This is a genomic window from Streptomyces millisiae (genome assembly GCF_031845425.1).
In the GTDB taxonomy this organism is placed as follows: Bacteria; Actinomycetota; Actinomycetes; order Streptomycetales; family Streptomycetaceae; genus Streptomyces; species Streptomyces millisiae.
In genome coordinates this window covers 20,205-40,508 of sequence record NZ_JAVREM010000032.1, presented here as the reverse complement: position 1 = coordinate 40,508, position 20,304 = coordinate 20,205, and the positions used below count along the sequence as shown (strand labels likewise).

The window sequence follows — 20,304 nt, the reverse complement described above, 5'->3', positions numbered from 1 at the left end:
GCCATGGCTGTGCAGACGTCGGCGGAGACGCCGATCCCGGTGGGCGAGGTGTCCAGGCTCATCGGGAGTTGGGTGGAGCGCCTGGGCGCGGTGTGGGTCGAGGGGCAGATCACCCAGCTCAGCCGGCGGCCCGGCTTCGGGGTGGTGTTCCTCACGCTGCGCGATCCGGCGCAGGACGTCTCGCTGCGAGTCACCTGTTATCGCGGGGTGTTCGACCGGGTGGCCGACGTGATACGCGAGGGCGCCCGGGTGGTGGTCCTCGGCAAGCCCGAGTGGTACGCGCCACGGGGCGAGTTGTCGTTGCGCGCGTCCGAGATCCGCGCGGTGGGGATGGGCGAGCTGCTGCTCCGCCTCGACCGCCTCAAGCGCGCGCTGGCCGCCGAGGGGTTGTTCGCGCCGGAGCGCAAGCGTCCGTTGCCGTTCCTGCCGGGCTGCGTCGGCCTGGTGACGGGCCGCGCCTCGGCCGCCGAGCGCGACGTGTTGGAGAACGCGCGGCTGCGCTGGCCCGCGGTGCGGTTCGCGGTGCGCAACGTGGCGGTGCAGGGCGTGCACGCGGTGCCCCAGGTGGTGGACGCGGTGCGGGAGTTGGACGCGGATCCGGCGGTCGACGTGATCGTCGTGGCCCGGGGCGGCGGCAGCGTGGAGGACCTGCTGCCGTTCTCCGACGAGGCGTTGGTGCGGGCGGTGGCCGAGTGCCGTACGCCGGTGGTCTCGGCCATCGGGCACGAGCCGGACACCCCGCTGCTCGACCTGGTGGCGGACGTGCGGGCCTCCACGCCGACGGACGCGGCCAAGCGCGTCGTGCCGGACGTGGGCGAGGAGCTGGCGCGGGTGCGGCAGCTCCGGGAGCGGGCCAGGCGGGTGCTCGGCTCGGTGCTCGACCGCGAGGAGCGGGGTCTCGCGGCGGCGCGCAGCCGGCCCTCGATGGCCCACCCGCACCGGATGGTGGACGGGCGCCAGGAGGAGCTCACGGCGCTGCTCGAGCGCTCCCGGCGCACGCTGCGGCATCTGCTCGACCGGGCGGCGGGTGATCTGGAGCACACCAGGGCCCGGGTGGTGGCGCTCTCCCCCGCGGCCACGCTGCGCCGCGGTTACGCGGTGCTCCAGCGGGCGGACGGCGCGGCGGTGCGTGCGGCGGACGAGGTGGCGGCGGGCGAGCGGCTGCGGGCCCGGGTGGCGGACGGCTCGTTCCCCGTCACGGTGGCGGACGAGGTGGCGGACGAGCGGTGAGCGGCGGCGGATCGGGTGAGAGGCGGAGCTTAGGGTGGCGGACGTGACGGATCTGACGGAGGCGGCGGGGGCGGGCGAGGCCGGCGCGGCGGCGCTCGGCTACGAGCAGGCGCGGGACGAGCTGATCGACGTGGTGCGCCGGCTTGAGGCGGGCGGCGTCACGCTGGAGGAGTCGCTCGCGCTCTGGGAGCGTGGCGAGGAGCTGGCGCGGATCTGCGGCCACTGGCTGGAGGGTGCCAGGGCGAGGCTCGACGCGGCGATCGCGGAGGGCGAGGGCGCCGCCGCGCGGGAGGAGGCGGACGGCGCCGGGGAATAGCGACCCCGGGTCGGCCCGTTGCGGGGTGCGTGCGGCCGCTCGGGCCGCACGTCCGACGTCTCCCCACCCCCGCGAAAGGCAACGCCAGGATGACCAGCCTCGCCCTCGACCCCGCCGCCCAGGACCTGCTCTTCCACGAGGCGCACACCGCGCGCGCCTTCACGGACGAGCCGGTGACCGACGAGCAGATCGCGGCGGTCTACGACCTGATCAAGCTGGCGCCGACCGCGTTCAACTCGTCGCCGCTGCGGATCACGCTGATCCGCAGCGCGGAGGCCAAGCAGCGGCTGCTGCGGCACGTCGCCTCGGGCAACCAGCGGCAGACGGCCGAGGCGCCGGTCACCGCCATCCTCTCGGCCGACCTGGACTTCCACGAGAAGCTGCCGCGGCTGGTCCCGGCCAAGCCCACCCTCAAGGACGCCTTCGCGGACGCCGACGCGCGCGCCGCGTCGGCGCAGCTGAACGCGGGGCTGCAGATCGGCTACTTCGTGCTGGGCGTGCGGGCGGCGGGGCTCGCCGCGGGGCCGATGTCCGGCTTCGACGCGGCGGGCGTGGACAAGGAGTTCTTCGGGGACGGCAGGCAGCGCTCGCTGGTGCTGGTGAACATCGGCCGGCCGGCCGAGTCGGCGTTCGCGCCCCGGCAGCCGCGACTGGCCGCCGAAGAGGCGGTCACCTCGCTCTGACCTCCAGGGCCTCCGCGAAGGCCACGAGTCGGTCGGTGGCCGCCGTGCCGAACACCACGGTGGTCACCTCCGGCTCCTGGAGCACCAGCGCGTCGTACCGGTCGCCCTCGTAGCGGGCCCAGTCCCGGCCGGCCGCCGACACCGTCTCGCCGGTGTCCTCGGCGTTCTGGGTGACCGAGGCCAGGAAGGGCTCCGGGCCGCCGACGACCGCGTCGGACTGGGCGAGCGCGACGTACTCGTCCTCCGGGTTCATCATGCCGAGCCGCCAGGTGGCGCCGAACTCGCCCTGCGGCTCGTACCGCACGGAGGTGGCGCGCCAGTCCTCCGGCAGCCCCTCGGGCGCCAGCAGCTCGTAGGGCGCGACGCGGGCCGCGGTGCTGGCCGCCACGTCGTACTCCACCTCGCGCACCGGGTCGATGGACTCGTCGTGTGGGATGAAGAAGTACATGGCGAAGGCGCCGAGGCAGATGATCGCCATGGACAGCACCATGTTCCTGATGGTCTGGAGGCGGAGTCGCTGCCGCGACCTCGCGGCGGGCCGCTCGCCCGCCGGCTCCGCCTCGCTCGCCGTCTCCGCCTGCCGCGCCGTCTCGGTCGTCTCGCTCGCCACCCAGCCATCGTCGCGCACGCCGCCGGGCGCCGAGCAACCACCCCCGGCAATGCTCATCCGAAGGGCACTCTGCTCATGTGTACTCATTCGGGCTAGAGTCGAACGTACCCTCCGCCCAGAAAGGCGTGTCCCGATGCCCGAACATCTCCCGCCGCAGCTCGACGTCGACCCGCAGGCCCCCGACCGCAACCTGGCCCTGGAGCTGGTCCGGGTCACCGAGGCCGGCGCCATGGCCTCCGGGCGCTGGGTGGGCCGCGGCGACAAGAACGGCGCCGACGGCGCCGCGGTGCGGGCCATGCGCACGCTGGTGTCCACGGTGTCGATGAACGGCGTGGTGGTGATCGGCGAGGGCGAGAAGGACGAGGCGCCGATGCTGTTCAACGGCGAGCGGGTCGGCGACGGGACGGGGCCCGAGTGCGACGTGGCCGTCGACCCGGTGGACGGCACCACGCTCACCGCCAAGGGCATGGGCAACGCGGTCTCGGTGCTGGCCGTGGCCGAGCGCGGCACGATGTTCGACCCCAGCGCCGTCTTCTACATGGACAAGCTGGCCACGGGCCCGGAGGCCGCCGAGTTCGTCGACATCGACGCGCCGCCGGCGGTCAACATCCGCCGGGTCGCCAAGGCCAAGGGCGGCAGCCCGGAGGACGTCACGGTGGTCATCCTGGACCGGCCGCGCCACGCGGACCTGGTGAAGGAGGTCCGGGAGAGCGGCGCGCGGATCAAGTTCATCTCGGACGGCGACGTGGCCGGCGCGATCATGAGCGTCCGCGAGGGCACGGGCGTCGACCTGCTGCTCGGCGTCGGCGGCACGCCGGAGGGCATCATCGCGGCCTGCGCCATCAAGTGCCTGGGCGGCACCATCCAGGGCAAGCTGTGGCCGAAGGACGAGGGCGAGCGCCGGGCGGCGCTGGACGCCGGTCACGACCTGGACCGGGTGCTGCACACCGACGACCTGGTGCGCGGCGAGAACGTGTTCTTCGTCGCCACCGGCATCACCGACGGCGAGCTGCTGCGCGGCGTCCGCTACCGCGGCGAGACGGCCACCACCCAGTCCCTGGTGGTCCGTTCCCGCTCGGGCACGATCCGCCAGATCGACTCCACCCACCGCCTCACGAAGCTCCGCGCCTACAGCGCGATCGACTTCGACCGCGGGCGCTAAGCGCGAGCGCTAGGCGCGCGGGCGCGTGACGGTGGCGCCGGGCGCCGGCGCCCGGCGAAGACGATCGGGAAGTGGATCGGTGGGCTTGCCGCCTGACGGTGTGGCCACTGCGGGCGCGGCGCCTTGCGCCCGCGGCGCGGACAGGACGGCTACGCCGGCCAGGCCATCGGCCGGAGGACGGCGGGTGTCGGAACGGAGTCGCCGACGGCCGGAACCGTCGGCGGGCGGGGGGCCTTGCGGCCAGGGTGAGCTGGGCGGCACCACCCGGCTGCGCACCCGGCGACAGCCGGGGCACGTGGCCGCATCCGGAACCGGCCGGTACCCGGCGGGTGCCGGGACGGCCGCGGGGGCCGAACCCGCGCCTCCTCGGGCCGGCCAGGCCATCGGCCGGAGGAGGCGGCGGGAGTCGGAAACGAGGCGTCGGCCGGCGGGGGCCCTACGGTCTGGGGCGGGCTGGGCGGCACCACCCCGAGACCAGGAACCGGAGCCGGTTGGGTACCCGGCGGCAGCCGGGACACGTGGCCACGCCCGGACGGCAACCGGAGCCGGCTGGCCCCCGGTGACAACCGGGACAGGCTGCCACGCCCGGTCCGTCAGGCGATGCGGCTGATGTCCGCGGTCCGGCCGCCGCCGGGCCCCGCGGCCTCGCGCCTTCGGCGCCTGCTCAGCACCACGCGCCGCTCCGCGGCCGTGAGACCGCCCCACACTCCGTATGGCTCCGGTTGGAGCAGTGCGTGCTCCCGGCATTCGAGCAGCACCGGGCAGCGGGCACAGACCGACTTCGCCGCCTGCTCCCTGGACAGGCGCGCGGCGGTGGGCTCCTGTGAGGGAGCGAAGAACAGCCCCGCCTCATCCCGGCGGCAGGCGGCCTCCGAATGCCAGGGACCGGCCAGGTCCCTCGGGCTGCGCTGAGTGGGAACGGCTGGGGACCACTGGGACTCTTGTGGCGGTGACGATTGCAGCACGGTCAACTCCTGATGACGGCTACGGAGGTCGCTCCTGGCGTGGACCCTCACTCGTCCGTGGGGGAGCCGCGGTTCGCCCTTCCCACCATGCGGCCATACGAGTGACGGTCCCCCGAGCCCTACCCGCTGTGCGCACGCTTATGCACGGAGCGACAACATGCCGGTCGTATCAGTCGTTACGTCAGTCGTTCCGGTTAATCGTCCCCGTTATGCGTCGCCGGGCGGTGACGTCGGTCGTCACTCGTCACGCAGGTCGCGGATCCGCCTGCCGTGCACCACCTTGGCGTCCACGCCGCCCCAGATGGCCACGCCCTGGACGGTGATCACCGGTGCGCCCGGCTCGGTGGACTCGACCTCCCGGACGTCGAAGCCGCCCATCACGCCGCTGCCCGCGCCGCGCAGCGTCACGTTCTCCGGGACCTTGATCTCGATGCCGCCGCAGATCGCCGTGGCGTTGATGACCACGTGCTGCTGCTCGAAGATCGCCTCGGTCAGGTCGAGTTCGACGCCACCGCAGACGGCCACCGCGTTGATCTTCGCGCCGACCCGCCAGCGGCCCTGCCGGTTGGCGCCGCTGAGCACCGCCACCACGTTCTTCGCGCCGGCCACCTGGATCCCGTGCCCCGAGGGCCGCAGGCCGGATGGTCGCGGACCCACGCCCACGGCCGGCGAGGCGGCGGCGGGCGGGACGTACCGCTGGCCGGCCGGCAGGTCGCCGATCAGCGGTTCCAACTCGGCCAGGGTCTTGGCCCGGTAGACCGCGTCGATCCGCTCCGCGTGCTCCTCGGCGTCGATGCGCCCCTCGGCCAGGGCCTCGCGCAGGATGTCGGCTATCCGGTCCCGGTCGGCGTCGGAGGCGCGGACCGCCGGCGGGCCGGCGACCGCTTGCTGCGGCGCCGCCTTCTCCAGCGGGACCTTCCCCAACGGTACGGCGGGCGGGTTCTCGGCTGTCACTCCTTCAGCGTACCGAAACGCGATACATCGCGACCAGCCCCGAGGGCGCCGTGTCCGCCCGACGGGCGCCCAATCCCCGGCAATCGCGAAACCACCCGAAACGGTGATTCCAGGAGCACTACCGCGTATGCCACGGTGGGGACTTCCATTCGCTCAAACCACGAACATGGAGTCCCGTCACATGCTCACCATCGGCGACCAGTTCCCCGCCTACCGACTGACCGGCGTGGTCGGCCCGTCCGACGCCCTGGAGTTCCGCACCTTCTCCAGCGAGGACCGCGAGAAGAGCTGGACCGTCGTCTTCTTCTGGCCCAAGGACTTCACCTTCGTCTGCCCCACCGAGATCGCCGCCTTCGGGCGGCTGCACGGGGAGTTCGCCGAGCGCGACGCCCAGCTCCTCGGTGTCTCGGGCGACTCCGAGTTCGTCCACCACGCCTGGCGCCGTGACCACCAGGACCTGCGCGAGCTGCCGATCCCGATGCTCTCCGACGCCCGGCAGGACCTGATGCGGGCCTGCGGCGTCCGGGGCAACGACGGGTTCGCCCAGCGCGCCGTGTTCATCGTCGACCCGCACAACGAGGTGCAGTTCACGATGGTCACGGCGGGCTCCGTGGGCCGCAACCCCACCGAGGTGCTGCGGGTGCTGGACGCGCTGCAGACCGACGAGCTGTGCCCGTGCAACTGGAACCGGGGCGACGAGACCCTGGACCCGGTCAAGCTGCTCGCGGGCGTCTGAGGAGTCGACACCGATGGCCCTCGACGACCTCAAGTCCGCCCTGCCCGACTACGCCAAGGACCTGCGGCTCAACCTCGGCTCGGTGACCACCACCTCCCAGCTGTCCCCGCAGCAGCTCTGGGGCACCCTGCTGGCCTGCGCCGTCGCCACCCGCTCCCCGCGGGTGCTGCGCGAGCTCGAACCGGAGGCCCGCGGGCGGCTCAGCGCCGAGGCGTTCGGCGCGGTCCTGGCGGTCACCGCCACCATGGCGATGAACAACGTCTACTACCGCGCCAGGCACCAGCTCTCCGACCCCGGCTACGGCACCCTGCGGGCCGGCCTGCGCATGTCCGCGCTCGCCGACCCGGCCGTGCCCAAGGCCGACCTGGAGCTGTGGTCGCTCGCCGTCTCCGCGGTCAACGGCTGTGGTCAGTGCCTCGACGCGCACGAGAAGGCACTGCGCACGGCCGGCCTGGCGCGCGAGACCGTCCACGACGCGCTCCGCGTCGCGGCGGTGCTCCAGGCCGTGGCCACCACGCTGGACGCCGAGGCGGCGCTGAGCGGCGCGCCCGAGGCGCTGCCGCTCGGCGAGCCGGCGGCCGGCTGACGGCCGCTCAGTTGGTGGCGGCGGGCGGGGCCACCTCGAACCAGACCAACTTGCCGGTGGACAGGCGCGTCGCGCCCCACTGCCTGGCGAGCCGCTGGACGAGGTACAGGCCCCGCCCGCCCTCGTCCGCCGGCCCCGCCTGCCGCAGCCGTGGCAGCTGCGGCACGTCGTCGCCGACCTCGCAGCGCAGCACGTCCGTGCGCAACAGGCGGACGGTGACCGGGCGTTCGGCGTACCGGACGGCGTTGGTCACCACCTCGCTGACCAGCAGCTCGACCGAGTCCTCGAGCTCGCCGAGCTGCCACTTCTCCAGGCTCTCGCGCACCAGCCGCCTGGCCTCGCGCACCGACTCGGCCCGCGGGTCGAGGCGGCGGAAGGCGACGCTCTCGGGCGCGATGCCCTCGAACCTGGCGGCCAGCAGGGCGATGTCGTCGTCCCGGTCGCCGGGGCCCACGATGTCCAGGATCTCGTCGCACAGCGGCTCCAGCGGAAGCGCCGCGTCCGGCCGGGTGAGCCCGGAGATCGCCGCCAGCTTCTCGCGCAGGTGCTCCACGCCGGTCCACACGTCCCTGGTGCGCGACTCGACCAGACCGTCCGTGTAGAGCAGCAGCGTGGCCCCGGCCGGCGCGTCGAACTCGACGGTCTCGAAGTCCACGCCGCCGACGCCGATCGGCGCGTTGGGCGGGAGCTCGACCAGCTCCGTCGATCCGTCGACGTGCAGCAGCACGGGCGGCGGATGGCCGGCGTTGGCGGCGGTGATGCGGTGCGCGACCGGGTCGTAGACCGCGTAGAGGCAGGTCGCCATCCGGTCGGTGCCGAGGCGCTGCGCCTGCTCGTCGAGGTGGTGCAGCACCTCCTGCGGCGGCAGGTCGAGCCCGGCCAGGGTCTGCACCGTGGTCCGCAGCTGGCCCATGATGGCGGCCGACGTCGTCGAGTGGCCCATCACGTCGCCCACGACCAACGCCACCCTGCTGCCGGGCAGCGGGATGGCGTCGTACCAGTCGCCGCCGACACGGGCGGACTGGGCGGCGGGAAGATAACGACTCGCGAGCCGCACCCCGGTGGGCGCCGGCAGGTCGTCGGGGAGCATGGTGCGCTGCAGTTCGTCGGCGATGGACGCCTCACGGCCGTACAGCATGGCCTTGTCGACGCCGAGCGCCGAGTGGGTGGCGAGCTGCGCCGCGACCTGCAGGTCCTCCTGCTCGAAGGACTCGCGATCGGGCGGCCGGAGGAAGACCGCGACGCCGATCACCCGGCGCCGGCCGCGCAGCGGGGCGATGATCGCGCGCCGCTCCTCGGGGACGGTCTCGGCGCCGGTCAGCTCGCGCAGCGCCGCCCTCGGGACCTGGGACTCGGTGAACAGCGGCCGCACCCCGCGCATCACCTCGGCCAGCGGACCGTTGCCCCTGACCTCGACGGTCGAGGTGGCGCCGGCCAGCAGCGGCAGCAGCGAGCCCGCGGCGTCGGCCGTGTCGGGGGCCCTGGTGTTGCCGAAGGCCAGCTGCTCGGGGATGCGGTCGGTGCGGCGGAGCTTGAGGACCCAGGGGGTGGCCGGCATCTCGTCGCCGACCGGCATGGGGTTGAGGAGGTAGACCAGGATGGCGTCCGAGAAGGCCGGGACCGAGGCCCGGCACAGGCCGATGACGATCTCGTCCACGTCGATGCCCCGCGCGATCCGGCGGGTGGCCGACCCCACGAACCGCAGCCGGTCGGTCTCGCGCATCCTGCCGTTCAGCCCCTCGCCGGCGGCGGGGTGGACGGGCGGGTGTTCGGCGGTTCCGGGCTCGGAGCGGGCGTGCGGCAGCGCGGAGCTCTCGGCGAACGTGGGTACGTCCGCCGTGCGAGCCACGGGCTGCGGTGGGGTCGGGTCCGTCACGAGGGGATGTCCATCCAGGCGGGGAACTAGCGTGCGGGGTGGGGGCGTTGTGCAGTTGTGCGGTCGTGGGGGTGATCCTACGTTTGGCGCCCCGGTCGACATCAAGAGCCTCTCGGGTGCCTCGGCAGTCTTGCCACCTCGGTCGAGGGCGCCATGGGCGCCTCAGGTGAGGGTGCCATGGCGGGACCTGATCTGTCCCAGCCCTGCGGCAACTTGGCCCAGTCGGGGGGCAGCCGGGGAACGCGCCAGCGGGGGTCGGGACGCCAGGAGACCCAGCTCTCCGAGAAGGGCGGGCCCCACTCGCGGATCAGCGCCGTCGCGCGGCGGCCGGCCTCGCGGACGCCCGCCGCCTGCTCCCCGGTCAACAGGCCGGCCTGCTGAGCCTGGGCGAATTCGTCCTCGTCCCGCCACTCCCAGCTGTGATCGGGGTAGACCGCGATGTCGAGGAAGTGGTCCTCGGAATCCACCCCGCCCGACCACCTGCTCCGGGGCTCCTCAAGGTTGACGTACCAGTTCTTGAAGCGCCAGCCCCGCTCCCAGAAAAGCCACACGGACCAGGGCTCGCCGGGGCGTGCGAGCTTCAGCACCCCCGCGCCCAGCCACTGCGTTCGAACGGTGACACGGGGCTTGGTGTAACGGGTCGCCAGCGGCTCCAGGTGGACGGGGGTGCCGTCGGCCAGCTCGGGGCGGACGCACTCGGTGCCGGGGGCCATCCAGACGGCCAGCAGCTCGGGGGTGTCGCGGACCACGGTGACGGGCCGACAGATGTGGAAGCCGGGGCCGCCGTTGGCCCGGTAACGCCACAGGACGTGGTCACCGGGCCGCCAGCGGTCCGTGCCCTCCGGCCGGTCAGTTCCCGTTGTCATCTCCTCATGCTATTCGGGCCCGCGCCGGAGGCGGGTGCATCCGGCCGCGCCGAAGGGAGGGTGACCGAACGACGACCGGTCAGGAGACTCCCAGGAAATGATCAAGGGCGGGTCATGCGCAGCACGTCGAGCGCCTCGTCCAACTGTTCGACGGTGAGGTCTCCGCGCTCCACGTAGCCACCGTCGAGCACCGCCTCCCGGATCGTCTTCCGCTCCTTGAGGGCGCGCTTGGCGACCTTGGCCGCCTCCTCGTAGCCGATGTAGCGGTTGAGCGGGGTGACCACGGATGGCGAGGACTCGGCGTACTCGCGGGCCCGCTCCTCGTTGGCGGTGACGCCGTCGACGGTGCGGTCGGCCAGCAGCCGGGAGGCGTTGGCCAGCAGCCGGATGGACTCCAGCAGGTTCTTGGCGATGACCGGCAGCATCACGTTCAGCTCGAAGTTGCCGGAGGCGCCGGCCGTGGTGACGGTCACGTCGTTGCCGATGACCTGGGCGGCCACCATCAGCACGGCCTCGGGGATCACCGGGTTGACCTTGCCGGGCATGATCGAGGAGCCGGGCTGGAGGTCGGGCAGGTTGATCTCGGCGAGGCCGGTGCGCGGGCCGGAGGACATCCAGCGCAGGTCGTTGCAGATCTTGGTGAGCGAGACGGCGATGGTGCGCAGCTGTCCCGAGGTCTCGACCAGGCCGTCGCGGGCGCCCTGGGCCTCGAAGTGGTCCCGGGCCTCGGTGAGGGGCAGCCCGGTGGTGCGGGCGACCTCGGCGATGACGGCGGCGGAGAAGCCGGGCGGGGTGTTGATGCCGGTGCCGACGGCGGTGCCGCCCAGCGGCAGCTCCGCGAGCCGGGGCAGCGAGGCGTTCAACCGCTCGATGCCGTACCGGATCTGCGCCGCGTAGCCGTCGAACTCCTGGCCGAGGGTGACGGGGGTGGCGTCCATCAGGTGGGTGCGGCCGGACTTGACGACGCCGGCGAACTCCTGGCCCTTGCGCTCCAGCGACTCGGCCAGGTGTGCGAGCGCCGGGATCAGCTCGCCGGTGACCGCGCCGGTGGCGGCGATGTGGATGGAGGAGGGGAAGACGTCGTTGGACGACTGGCTGGCGTTGACGTGGTCGTTGGGGTGGACCGGGCGGCCGAGGCGCTCGCTGGCGAGGGTCGCGAGCACCTCGTTGGTGTTCATGTTGGAGGAGGTGCCGGACCCGGTCTGGAAGACGTCGATCGGGAAGTGCTCGTCCCAGCGCCCCTCGACCACCTCCTCGGCGGCGGCCACGATGGCCTCGGCCAGGTCCTTGTCGATCACGCCGAGCTCGGCGTTGACGGTGGCGGCCGCCGCCTTGATCCGGGCCAGGGCCGCGATGTGCGCGCGCTCGATCCGCTGGCCGGAGATCGGGAAGTTCTCCACGGCCCGCTGGGTCTGCGCGCGCCACCGCGCCTCGGCCGGCACCCGCACCTCTCCCATGGAGTCGTGCTCGATCCGGTACTCATTCGTCCCACTCATAAGGACGAATCTACCGGCAGCCCTCGCCGCGCCGTCCGCCACCCGAACGAGGCGCGGCCTACTCGGTCCGCAGCCCGTCGGGCCGCATCACGTACCAGAGGGACGGCAGGCTGACCAGCGTCACGAGGGCGATCACGCCGGCGCCCACGACCGCCATGGGCAGGAAGGCCGACCAGTCGCCCACCGGCAGGTCGACCATGCCCATCAGCAGGGCCCCGAGCGCCGTGCCCACGGCGGAGGCCATCGTCAGGCCGAGGACCACCGGTATCGCCGTCTGCCACAGGATGGAGGCGCTGAGCGTGCGGCGGCGGGTGCCGACCGCGATCAGCGCGGACAGCAGGCGCTTGCGCTCCCGTAGCTGCTCCACGGTGGTGACGACCATGCTGGCCCCTATCAGCAGCAGCACCCCGGTGGCGCCGACCAGCAGGCCGGTCTGGATCCGCTCGATGTTCCACGAGGGCCGCTCCGTGGCCATCTCCCACACGGCCGCCTGCTCGGCCCGGTGCCAGGCCACGTTGCGCACCCGCTCCACGGTGTCGCGGTCGTCCGGGTCGAGGCGGAGCAGGACGGAGGTGCTGGCGCCCGCCAGGAGCTCGGGGTCGAGCGCGGTCGGGGTGGCGAAGATGCCGGAGCGGGTGGTGCCGCCGGGGTCCGGCCGGGACCCGACCGACGCGATGGACTCGGGCACCGTCCAGACGACCGCCTGGTCGCCGCCCGCCTCGCCGCTGAGGTCGAGGCGGTCCCCGGGACGCGGCGCGAACTCCCCGTCGTCCACGAAGAAGACGTCTCCCTCGGAGCAGCCGGCGAGCTCGGTCAGCTCCCGCAGGGTGCCGCAGTCGCCGACGGTGACGGTGGACTGGTAGGCGGACCCGCCGAGGCCGACGCCGCTGCCGGTGACCATCCCGAGGGCGCCCTCGACGCCGGGCAGGCTCTCCAACGCACCGATGAGCCTGGTGCTGTCCTCACCGTTGGTGAGGGGCGCGAAGACCTCCAGCTGGGCCCGGTCCGGATCCTGGCCCGTCTCGACGGTCTCCTCCGACCTGACGCCGGAGAACAGCATGGACAGGGCGGTGGCCGCGGCGACCGCGACCGTGATCCCGCTGACGGCGCGCGCCGCCGGGCCGCTGCCCAACTGGAGCCGCCTGGTGGCCAGCTGCCAGGAGAGCGGCCCGCCGCCGAGGCCGCCGACCAGCCGCTCGACGAGCCAGGGCAGCACGATCGTGCTGCCGGCGAGCAGCAGCACGATGCCCACGGCGGCCTGGGTGAGCGTGCCGTCGTCGGCGGCGGAGAAGCTGGAGACCAGCGGGACCAGCAGGCCGAGGCCCAGCAGGACGGGGACCAGGCGCCAGGAGAGACGCCGGGGCCTGCCCTCCGCGTGCCGGACGACGCCGAGCGGCTCGATCGTCACGCCGCGCAGCGCGAAGAGGGTGACCGCGAGCGCCGAGGCCGGCACGGTGATCAGGACGAGCAGGATGAGGGAGCCCTCGGGCACGATGTCGGCCGGGTAGGCGCTGATGTCGAGGACCGTGACGCCGCTCAGGTACTGACGGAGCAGCAGGAAGCCGGCGCCGCCCAGGAGCAGGCCGAGGAGGGAGCCGGCCAGCGACTCGCCGGCCGCGATCCGCCGGGTCATGGTCATGTCCGCGCCCAGCAGGCGCAGTGCCGCGAGCCGCCGGTCCCGCAGCTCGCCGCCGAACCTGACGGCCGTCGCGATGAAGACCGCCACCGGCATCAGCAGCCCGACGCAGATGACCAGGACCAGCAGGGTCAGCGCGGGCGACAGCGGCTCGCCCATGGTCCGGTGTCCGAACTCGTCGACCCGGACCGCGTTGTCCCCGAGGGCGTCGGTGCCGACGTAGTAGTAGAGCTCCGCGGGGCCCGACAGGCCCTCGGGCGCGATGGTGCCGGCGCGCTCGTAGGTCAGGCGCTCGGCGAGCAGCCGCCCGTCGGGCGAGTCGAGCAGCCGGCCCAGGGCCGGCGAGACGACCATCTCGCCCGGGGCGGGGAAGGCGTCCAGGCCGGGGGGCGGGGTGGCCGTGGTGGCCTCGCCCGCGTCGGGCTGGAGCTGCCGGCCCTCGACGGTGCGCCCGCGGTACTCGGTGTCGGCGGACAGCACCAGCACCGTGTCGGGGCCGGGCGGCACCTGGGTGCCCTGCCCGATCTCCCGCGCGTCCTGCCGCTGGGCGCGGGCCTCCAGGGCGCTGGGGATCGAGGCGGCCAGCAGCAGCACGACCACGCCGAGGCCCACGCCCACCGCCGTGAGCGTGGTGCGGGCCCAGCCGGAGCGGCCGCCGGCGAGCGCGAACCGGGCGCCGACGCCGAGGTCGCGCGCCCAGGCGCGGACGGCGCTCATGCGGCCCCCGCCAGGTCCCTGGCGCGCCCGTCCCGGACGACGACCTCGCGGTCCGAGTACGCGGCGACGCGCGACTCGTGGGTGACGAGCACCACGGCGGCGCCCGTGTCCCGCGCGGCCGCGACCAGCAGCTCCATCACGCGCTCGCCGTTGAGCGAGTCGAGGGCGCCGGTGGGCTCGTCGGCGAAGATGACCCGGGGGTCGTTCACCAGGGCGCGGGCGACCGCCACGCGCTGGCCCTGGCCGCCCGAGATCCGCCCCGGCCGGTGGTGGCGCACGTCGGCCACCTCGAGCCGCTCCAGCCACTCCGCCGCCCTGGCCTCGGCGGCCTTGCGGGGGGTGCCGGTGAGCCGCAGCGGCAGCGCCACGTTCTCCGCGCAGGTGAGCTCGGGCACCAACTGGCCGAACTGGAAGACGAACCCGAAGTCGGAGCGGCGCAGCGCGCTGCGCTCGGCGTCGGAGAGGCCGGACACCTCGCGCCCGGCGTAGCGCACGGTGCCCGCGTCGGGCGGGACGATGCCGGCCAGGCAGTGCAGCAGCGTGGACTTGCCGGATCCCGAGGGGCCCATCACCGCGACCACCTCCCCTGAGCCGATGGCGAAGCTCGCGCCCGCCAGGGCCGGGGTCGAGCCGTAGGTCTTGCGCAGGTCGGTGGCCGAGAGCAGGAACTGGTCGGTCATGAGCGGATCTCCGCGGCGAGGCGGTCCAGGCGGGCGGTGGTGAGCTCGAGCCAGCGCAGGTCCGCCTCCAGGTGGAACAGCGCGTGGTCGCAGATCAGCTGGTCGGCCAGGTCTCCGCCGGTCTTGCGGCGGGTGAGCTCGCGCATCAGCCGCAGGTGCTCGGCGCGCTGTGTGTCCAACAGCACCGCCGCGTCCCGGCCGGTGAGCAGCGCGAGCACCACCTTGGTGTAGAGCACGCTGTGCAGGTACGGCTCGGGCTTCTCGGGGCTGGTGAGCCAGCTCTCGACGTCGGTGACCCCCGCGTCGGTGATGGCGTACCGCTTGCGCTCCGGGCCGTCGCCCGGCTCTATGCCCTCGACCTCGACCAGGCCGTGCTTCAGCAGGCGGGACATCGTCGAGTACACCTGCCCGTAGTGCAGCGGGCGGTCCTGCCCGAAGTGGGCGTCGAAGGCCCGCTTGAGGTCGTATCCGTGCCGGGGGCCGGCCTCCAGGAGGCCGAGGAGCGTGTGACTGATGGACATGGGGACGACTATACACGGCGTGTATAAACACCGTGTATAGACGTCGGGTATACCTCGCGGGACCGCCAGCCGGGCCACCGGCGGACGGCCTCCGTCACCCCCGTGGCACGGATCGGCATAGGACAGGCAACGCCACGTACCCGAGTGGCGTCTGATCATCTAGCGTGAGAGCTACAGCGAGTGTCGGCCTGGGGCCGAGGTGGACGGGGGCCTTCTGTGGACAAGCAGACCGCGCGGGAGGAGCCGCCGGCGCTTCCGCCACCGGAGGAGCGCACGGACGCACCCGCCCCGCACGCGCTGCGTGCCGCCGGCGCGCGGGCCTTCGAGCGCGCCGCCGCCGTCGCCCGTCACCCCTACTGGGAGCGCCCGAGCAGCGAGTGGCTGATCCGGCGCTGGCCCGACCTCACCGCCTCGCTGGCCGCCACCTTCTTCTTCTGGCTCTCCCTCACCCCGTCCCTGGTCCCCCGCCCCTGGTACTACCAGGGCGCCATCGGCGGCATCACGGCCGCCATCGGGTACGGGCTCGGCGCGCTGCTCGCCTGGACCTACCGGCTGCTGTTCCCGTGGCGCCCGAGCGAGCGCGTCAGGGCCCGCTGCTGGCTCGCCTTCCTGGTGGCCCTCCCGCTCGCCATCGCCTTCATGCTCGGCCGCAGCGCGGACGGGCAGCGCGAGCTGCGCCGGCTCCAGGAGCTGCCGCCCACCCTCACCTGGCACTCGCTGATGATCGCGCTGATCTCGTTGACGGTGCTCGGTCTGCTGCTGCTCGTCGCCAGGTCCATCCGGCTGGGCACCCGGCAGCTCACCAGGCTGCTCAACCGGATCATGCCCTGGCCGGCGGCGGTCGCCCTCGGACTCACGCTCAGCACCGCCATCACGGTCATCGGCATGCGGGACGTGGTCTGGGACCGCGGCATCCTGGAGGTCGCCGACCGGCTGGCGGCGGCCAAGGACGAGTCGACCGACCCCGGCGTGATGCGGCCCTACACGCCCACGCTCTCCGGCAGCCCCGACTCGCTGATCTCCTGGGACGACCTCGGCAACAAGGGCCGCACCTTCACCGGCACCGCCCTGTCGGCCGACGAGATCGCGGAGTTCGGCGGCACCGAGGCGGCCCTCGACCCGATCCGGGTCTACGTGGGCCGCAAGGCGTACGACGACTACGCGGACGGCGCGGAGCTCGCGGTGCGCGAGCTGGAGCGCACCGGCGCGTTCGACCGCGAGGTGCTGGCCATCACGGGCACCACGGGCACGGGCTGGGTCAATCCGACCACCGTCGAGGCCCTGGAGTACATGCACGGTGGCGACACCGCCGTGGTGGCCATGCAGTACTCCTACCTGCCGAGTTGGGCCTCGTTCATGGTGGACAGGGAGGAGGCCGGCCGGGCCACCGAGGAGCTGTTCGACGCCGTGCACGCGCGCTGGGAGCAGGAGCCGGCCGACGAGCGGCCGAAGCTGCTGGTGTTCGGCGAGAGCCTGGCGGTCTCGGCGATCGAGTCGGCCTTCGACGACCTGGACGACCTGCTCTCCCGCACGGACGGCGCACTGCTCATCGGTCCCCCGGACTTCAGCCCGATCCACAGCGAGCTCACCGAGCGGCGGGACGCCGGCAGCCCCATCTGGCGGCCGGTCTACGACGACGGCCGCCACGTCAGGTTCGCGCAGTTCCCCGACCGCGACCTGCGGCTCCCGGAGGGCGAGCCGTGGCTCGAACCACGCGTCGTCTACCTGCAGAACGCCTCCGACCCGGTGGTCTGGTGGTCACCCGACCTGCTGTTCCGCCGCCCCGAGTGGCTGAACCGGCCGCTCGGCCCCGACGTCACCTCGTCCGTCGACTGGTTCCCCTTCGTCACCTTCTGGCAGACGACCGTCGACATGGCCAACTCCTACGGCGCCCCGGCGCCACACGGCCACCGCTACGGCTCCAACCCGGTCGACGCATGGGCCGCGATCGCCCCACCGGACGACTGGACCGCGACCGACACGGAACGCCTCTCCTGGCTCCTCGAAGTCCGCCACCCGCCGAGGCACGGCTGGGCGGGATAGGCCTGCCGGCCTACCGGTCCGAAGGGGCCTCAGCCCGGGCGCACACCAGGCGCCCCGGGCGGCCACCGGCTCGCGCGGGGCGCGGCCGCTCAGGCCTGCCGGCCCACCGGTCCGAAGGACCGGCCAAGGCGGGCACGCCAGTGGCTCACCGTTCCGAAGGAGCGGCAGGCCGGGCGCGGGCCAGGCGCCGCCGGCGGCCACCGGATCGCGCGAGGCGCGGCGCCGCCCCTCCGGGGCGGAACAGGCCTGCCGGCCCACCGGTCCGAAGGACCGGCCAAGGCGGGCACGCCAGTGGCTCACCGTTCCGAAGGAGCGGCAGCCCGGGCGCGGGCCAAGCGCCGCGGGCGACTACCGGCCGGTGCCGGGTTTGACCGGACCCTCCGGGCGGAACCGCCTGACGGTTGAAAGGAGCGGTGCATGCCGAGCGCCGCGGGCGGCCACCGGCCGGCGCCGGGCGCGGCCCCGCCCCATCGGGGCGGACCAGGCCTGCCGGTCGCAGGCGGACGCGCCGAGCGCTGGTGCGGCGGTGAGCCACGGCGTCGCGCGGGTGGCCGCGTCGGCACCTGCCGACCCAGCCCTGCGGACGGCAAGGGCCGCCGCCAGGCTACGGGCGCGCGGAGTCGGAGCGCCGGCCGACGTATGGCCGTGAGACGGCCCAACGAGTCGGGTCCACCGGTCCGTAGGGACGGTGGACCCGGTGAAGCCGCCGGGATCGCTCGGGGAGCGACTCACCGGCCGTCAGGCCAGGAGCCTGCCGGCCTCCGGTCCTTCGGACCGGTAGGCCGGCAGGCCGGTCACGCCGGGGGCGGCGGCGTGGGGGCGATCTCGGCGATCGTCGCGCCGCTGATGGCGGCGCGGCCGGCCCGGGCGTCGAGTTCTTCCTGGTAGGCCCGCAGGTAGCCGACCACCGTGCTGGTGACGGCGATCAGCGGCACCGCGACGACCGCGCCCGGGATGCCGGCCAGCATGGAGCCGGCGGCGACGCCGAGCACCACGGCGAGCGGGTGGACCCGCACCATCCGGCCCAGGATGAACGGCTGCAGGATGTGGCCCTCGATCTGCTGGACGAGCAGCACCACGCCGAGCACGATCAGCGCGTCCACCGCGCCGTTGGTGACCAGGGCCACCACCACGGCCAGGGCGCCGGAGGCGATCGCGCCGACCAGCGGCACGAAGGCCGAGAGGAAGACGATCACGCCGAGCGGCACGGCCATCGGCACCTCGAGGACGAACAGCCCGACGCCGATGCCGAGCGCGTCGATCAGCGCGACTATCACCGTGCCGCGCACGTAGCCGGTCAGCGTGATCCAGGCGCGGGGCCCGGCGCCCGCCACGCCCTCCCTGGCGGACCGCGGCACGAGGCGCAGGAACCACTGCCACACGCCGGCGCCGTCGTAGAGGAGGAAGAGGACGACGAACAGCGCGAGACCCGCGCCGGTGAAGAACTCCACCGCGTAGTTGACGCCTTCGAGGCCGGCCGAGGTCAACTCGGAGCTGTGGTCAGCGATCCAGTCGTTGATGTTCTCGGTCCACTCGTTGATGTTGTCCTCGGTGATGTCGAAGGGCAGTTCGAGGACCCAGTTCCGCAGCTGTTCGATGCCCTCCTGCACCTGCTCGACCAGGCGGTCCGAGTTCTCGATGACCTGCCAGACCACGAACCAGCCGACCAGGCCCATCGCCGCGAAGCCGCCGAGCGCCGTGATGGCGGTGGCCGCGCCGCGGCCGACGCCGAGTCGCTTGAGCCAGCCGACGAACGGCTGGAGCGCGGCCGTGATCAGCAGGCCGGCGGCGAACGACATCACCAGCAGGCTGACCGAGCTGACCACCTGCATCACGACCCAGAGCACGCCGGCGAGCACCAGCATCCGCCAGCCCGCCTCGGCCGCCACCCGCACGCCCCACGGGATCGCCTCCGCGGGTTCTGGGCGGCGCGGCAGGGGCACCTCGGCCGTACGGGGCGGCGGCTCCTTGCCACCGCCTCCGCCGGCCGCCGACGTTTCCGGCGGCGGCCCGCCCGTCAGTATGGCCTGCCTCGCCCTGGCCTCGAACGTCTGTCCGCCCCCGCGCTCGGGTCCCGCGGCGGCGCGCGCCGCCGACACCTCCGCCTCGCCGCGCTCGCCGGCCTCACGCTCCCGGCGCTCCTGCTCGCGCTCGGCGTCGCCCCGCAATCGCGAAACGCGCGAGCCGACCCGCGACAAACCGGCCCCGAGCCGGCCAAGTCTTGACATCCCTGGTCCCTCCGCCCCCAGCTTCATCTCACCGCAAACGCGACTCGACGTTACCCCGGGCCGCCGGACGGCGGGATATCCGACCGGAATCAGTGCTGTCACAAGCGAGGTCCCCGAGCCGAGCGGCTCGGGGACCTCACGTGGAGATCGCCGGGATTCTCCCGATCAGTACCGGCTCAGTACCAGTTGTTGACGGTCCAGAAGTCCCACGCACCGCACGGGCTGCCGTAGCGGTCGTTCATGTAGTTCAGGCCCCAACGGATCTGGGTGGCCGGGTTGGTCTGCCAGTCGGCGCCGGCGGAGGCCATCTTGGAGCCGGGCAGCGCCTGCATCAGGCCGTACGCGCCGGACGAGGGGTTGGTGGCCTGGTAGTTCCAGTCGCTCTCGTGGTCCACGATGTTGGAGAAGCACTGGAACTGGTCCGCGCCGACGATCTCCCTGGCCATCTGCTGGATCTCGGCCACGGTGTACGAGGACTGGACGGCGTAGTCGGCCGACGCGCTCGCGGACTGGGCCTCGGCGGCGGCAGCCGCGGCGGCGGCCTCGGCCGCCTCACGCTCGGCACGCTCCTGGGCCTCGCGCTCCTCGGCGGCCCGGCGCTCGGTGGCGTCCTCGGCGGCCTGGATACGGGCCGCCTCCTGGGCGGCGATACGCGCCTCCGCGTCGGCGGCGACGGACTGGACCTCCGCCTGCTGGGTCAACGACGCGGTGTGCAGCTGGGCATTCGTGCCAGCGGGTATCTCCGAGAGCAGCGTCGCTGAGGCCGGGACGACCTCCAGACTCTCGGCGGCGGCACCCTGCTCGTCCCCGGACGCCACGCCGACGACGGCGCCGACGCTGGTCACAGCGGTGGCGGACGCCACTGCGAATCCCCGGACCGAAATCCCGGTCACACGGTTTCCTTCCGACATCGCCCGCTCGTCACCTCACGGGCACAATCGTGCCCCTGACTCGGGCCTCCCCTGGTGCCGTTGCGGCGGGAGGCGCTGGCCCGGACGG

Annotated in this window: 18 protein-coding genes; 7 read left to right on the top strand and 11 right to left on the bottom strand. The window is 73.6% G+C overall.

Annotation, left to right across the window (positions count from 1 at the left end):
- Positions 1 to 3: 3 nt before the first annotated feature.
- The 3 genes from xseA to RNC47_RS21935 all read left to right on the top strand — a co-directional run bounded on the left by xseA (position 4) and on the right by RNC47_RS21935 (position 2,229).
- A complete protein-coding gene (gene xseA, locus RNC47_RS21945) occupies positions 4 to 1,230 on the top strand; it encodes an exodeoxyribonuclease VII large subunit (protein ID WP_311601189.1) in 1,227 nt (408 codons plus the stop codon).
- 34 nt (positions 1,231 to 1,264) lie between these two features.
- A complete protein-coding gene (locus RNC47_RS21940; RefSeq protein WP_311601188.1) occupies positions 1,265 to 1,546 on the top strand; it encodes an exodeoxyribonuclease VII small subunit in 282 nt (93 codons plus the stop codon).
- Between the two features lie 89 nt (positions 1,547 to 1,635).
- Complete coding sequence (locus RNC47_RS21935) at positions 1,636 to 2,229, top strand: malonic semialdehyde reductase (protein ID WP_311601187.1); 594 nt, start codon at positions 1,636 to 1,638, stop codon at positions 2,227 to 2,229.
- On the opposite strand, the gene RNC47_RS21930 is transcribed toward RNC47_RS21935, so the two are convergent.
- Positions 2,216 to 2,839: a DUF4245 domain-containing protein gene (locus RNC47_RS21930; RefSeq protein ID WP_311601186.1), complete on the bottom strand. Its 624-nt coding sequence runs from the start codon at positions 2,837 to 2,839 to the stop codon at positions 2,216 to 2,218. The genes RNC47_RS21935 and RNC47_RS21930 overlap by 14 nt on opposite strands.
- A gap of 133 nt (positions 2,840 to 2,972) precedes the next feature.
- Here RNC47_RS21930 and glpX point away from each other — a divergent pair, with 133 nt between their 5' ends.
- A complete protein-coding gene (gene glpX, locus RNC47_RS21925) occupies positions 2,973 to 4,001 on the top strand; it encodes a class II fructose-bisphosphatase (RefSeq protein WP_311601185.1) in 1,029 nt (342 codons plus the stop codon).
- 593 nt (positions 4,002 to 4,594) lie between these two features.
- On the opposite strand, the gene RNC47_RS21920 is transcribed toward glpX, so the two are convergent.
- The gene (locus RNC47_RS21920) at positions 4,595 to 4,966 is read right to left on the bottom strand and encodes a WhiB family transcriptional regulator (RefSeq protein WP_387094983.1); all 372 of its coding nucleotides are present in this window, start codon (positions 4,964 to 4,966) and stop codon (positions 4,595 to 4,597) included.
- Between the two features lie 237 nt (positions 4,967 to 5,203).
- Positions 5,204 to 5,920 carry a DUF1707 SHOCT-like domain-containing protein gene (locus tag RNC47_RS21915; protein ID WP_394814841.1) on the bottom strand — a complete coding sequence of 239 codons (717 nt, stop codon included), beginning with the start codon at positions 5,918 to 5,920 and terminating at the stop codon, positions 5,204 to 5,206.
- A 181-nt stretch (positions 5,921 to 6,101) separates the two neighbouring features.
- Between RNC47_RS21915 and RNC47_RS21910 the strand changes: the two genes are divergently transcribed.
- Positions 6,102 to 6,656: a peroxiredoxin gene (locus tag RNC47_RS21910; RefSeq protein WP_311601218.1), complete on the top strand. Its 555-nt coding sequence runs from the start codon at positions 6,102 to 6,104 to the stop codon at positions 6,654 to 6,656.
- 13 nt (positions 6,657 to 6,669) lie between these two features.
- Positions 6,670 to 7,242 (top strand): carboxymuconolactone decarboxylase family protein, encoded by a 573-nt coding sequence (locus RNC47_RS21905; protein WP_311601184.1) that lies wholly within the window; start codon positions 6,670 to 6,672, stop codon positions 7,240 to 7,242.
- A gap of 7 nt (positions 7,243 to 7,249) precedes the next feature.
- Here RNC47_RS21905 and RNC47_RS21900 read toward each other — a convergent pair whose 3' ends face one another.
- The 6 genes from RNC47_RS21900 to RNC47_RS21875 form a co-directional block, all read right to left on the bottom strand.
- Positions 7,250 to 9,118 carry an ATP-binding SpoIIE family protein phosphatase gene (locus tag RNC47_RS21900; RefSeq protein ID WP_311601183.1) on the bottom strand — a complete coding sequence of 623 codons (1,869 nt, stop codon included), beginning with the start codon at positions 9,116 to 9,118 and terminating at the stop codon, positions 7,250 to 7,252.
- A 101-nt stretch (positions 9,119 to 9,219) separates the two neighbouring features.
- Positions 9,220 to 9,984 (bottom strand): cytidylyl-2-hydroxypropylphosphonate hydrolase, encoded by a 765-nt coding sequence (fomD, locus tag RNC47_RS21895; RefSeq protein WP_311601182.1) that lies wholly within the window; start codon positions 9,982 to 9,984, stop codon positions 9,220 to 9,222.
- 101 nt (positions 9,985 to 10,085) lie between these two features.
- Positions 10,086 to 11,480, bottom strand: a complete 1,395-nt coding sequence (locus RNC47_RS21890) for a class II fumarate hydratase (protein WP_311601181.1) — start codon at positions 11,478 to 11,480, stop codon at positions 10,086 to 10,088.
- Between the two features lie 58 nt (positions 11,481 to 11,538).
- The gene (locus tag RNC47_RS21885; RefSeq protein WP_311601180.1) at positions 11,539 to 13,833 is read right to left on the bottom strand and encodes an ABC transporter permease; all 2,295 of its coding nucleotides are present in this window, start codon (positions 13,831 to 13,833) and stop codon (positions 11,539 to 11,541) included.
- Positions 13,830 to 14,513, bottom strand: a complete 684-nt coding sequence (locus tag RNC47_RS21880) for an ABC transporter ATP-binding protein (protein ID WP_311601178.1) — start codon at positions 14,511 to 14,513, stop codon at positions 13,830 to 13,832. The genes RNC47_RS21885 and RNC47_RS21880 overlap by 4 nt, the downstream gene beginning before the upstream one ends.
- A complete protein-coding gene (locus tag RNC47_RS21875; RefSeq protein WP_311601177.1) occupies positions 14,510 to 15,034 on the bottom strand; it encodes a PadR family transcriptional regulator in 525 nt (174 codons plus the stop codon). Before RNC47_RS21875 ends, RNC47_RS21880 begins: the two co-directional genes overlap by 4 nt.
- Before the next feature lie 216 nt (positions 15,035 to 15,250).
- Between RNC47_RS21875 and RNC47_RS21870 the strand changes: the two genes are divergently transcribed.
- On the top strand, positions 15,251 to 17,077 hold the full coding sequence (locus tag RNC47_RS21870; RefSeq protein WP_311601176.1) for an alpha/beta hydrolase: 1,827 nt from the start codon (positions 15,251 to 15,253) through the stop codon (positions 17,075 to 17,077).
- Between the two features lie 794 nt (positions 17,078 to 17,871).
- On the opposite strand, the gene RNC47_RS21865 is transcribed toward RNC47_RS21870, so the two are convergent.
- Complete coding sequence (locus tag RNC47_RS21865) at positions 17,872 to 19,305, bottom strand: AI-2E family transporter (RefSeq protein ID WP_311601175.1); 1,434 nt, start codon at positions 19,303 to 19,305, stop codon at positions 17,872 to 17,874.
- A gap of 176 nt (positions 19,306 to 19,481) precedes the next feature.
- Positions 19,482 to 20,198 carry an aggregation-promoting factor C-terminal-like domain-containing protein gene (locus RNC47_RS21860; RefSeq protein WP_311601173.1) on the bottom strand — a complete coding sequence of 239 codons (717 nt, stop codon included), beginning with the start codon at positions 20,196 to 20,198 and terminating at the stop codon, positions 19,482 to 19,484.
- Positions 20,199 to 20,304: the final 106 nt, after the last annotated feature.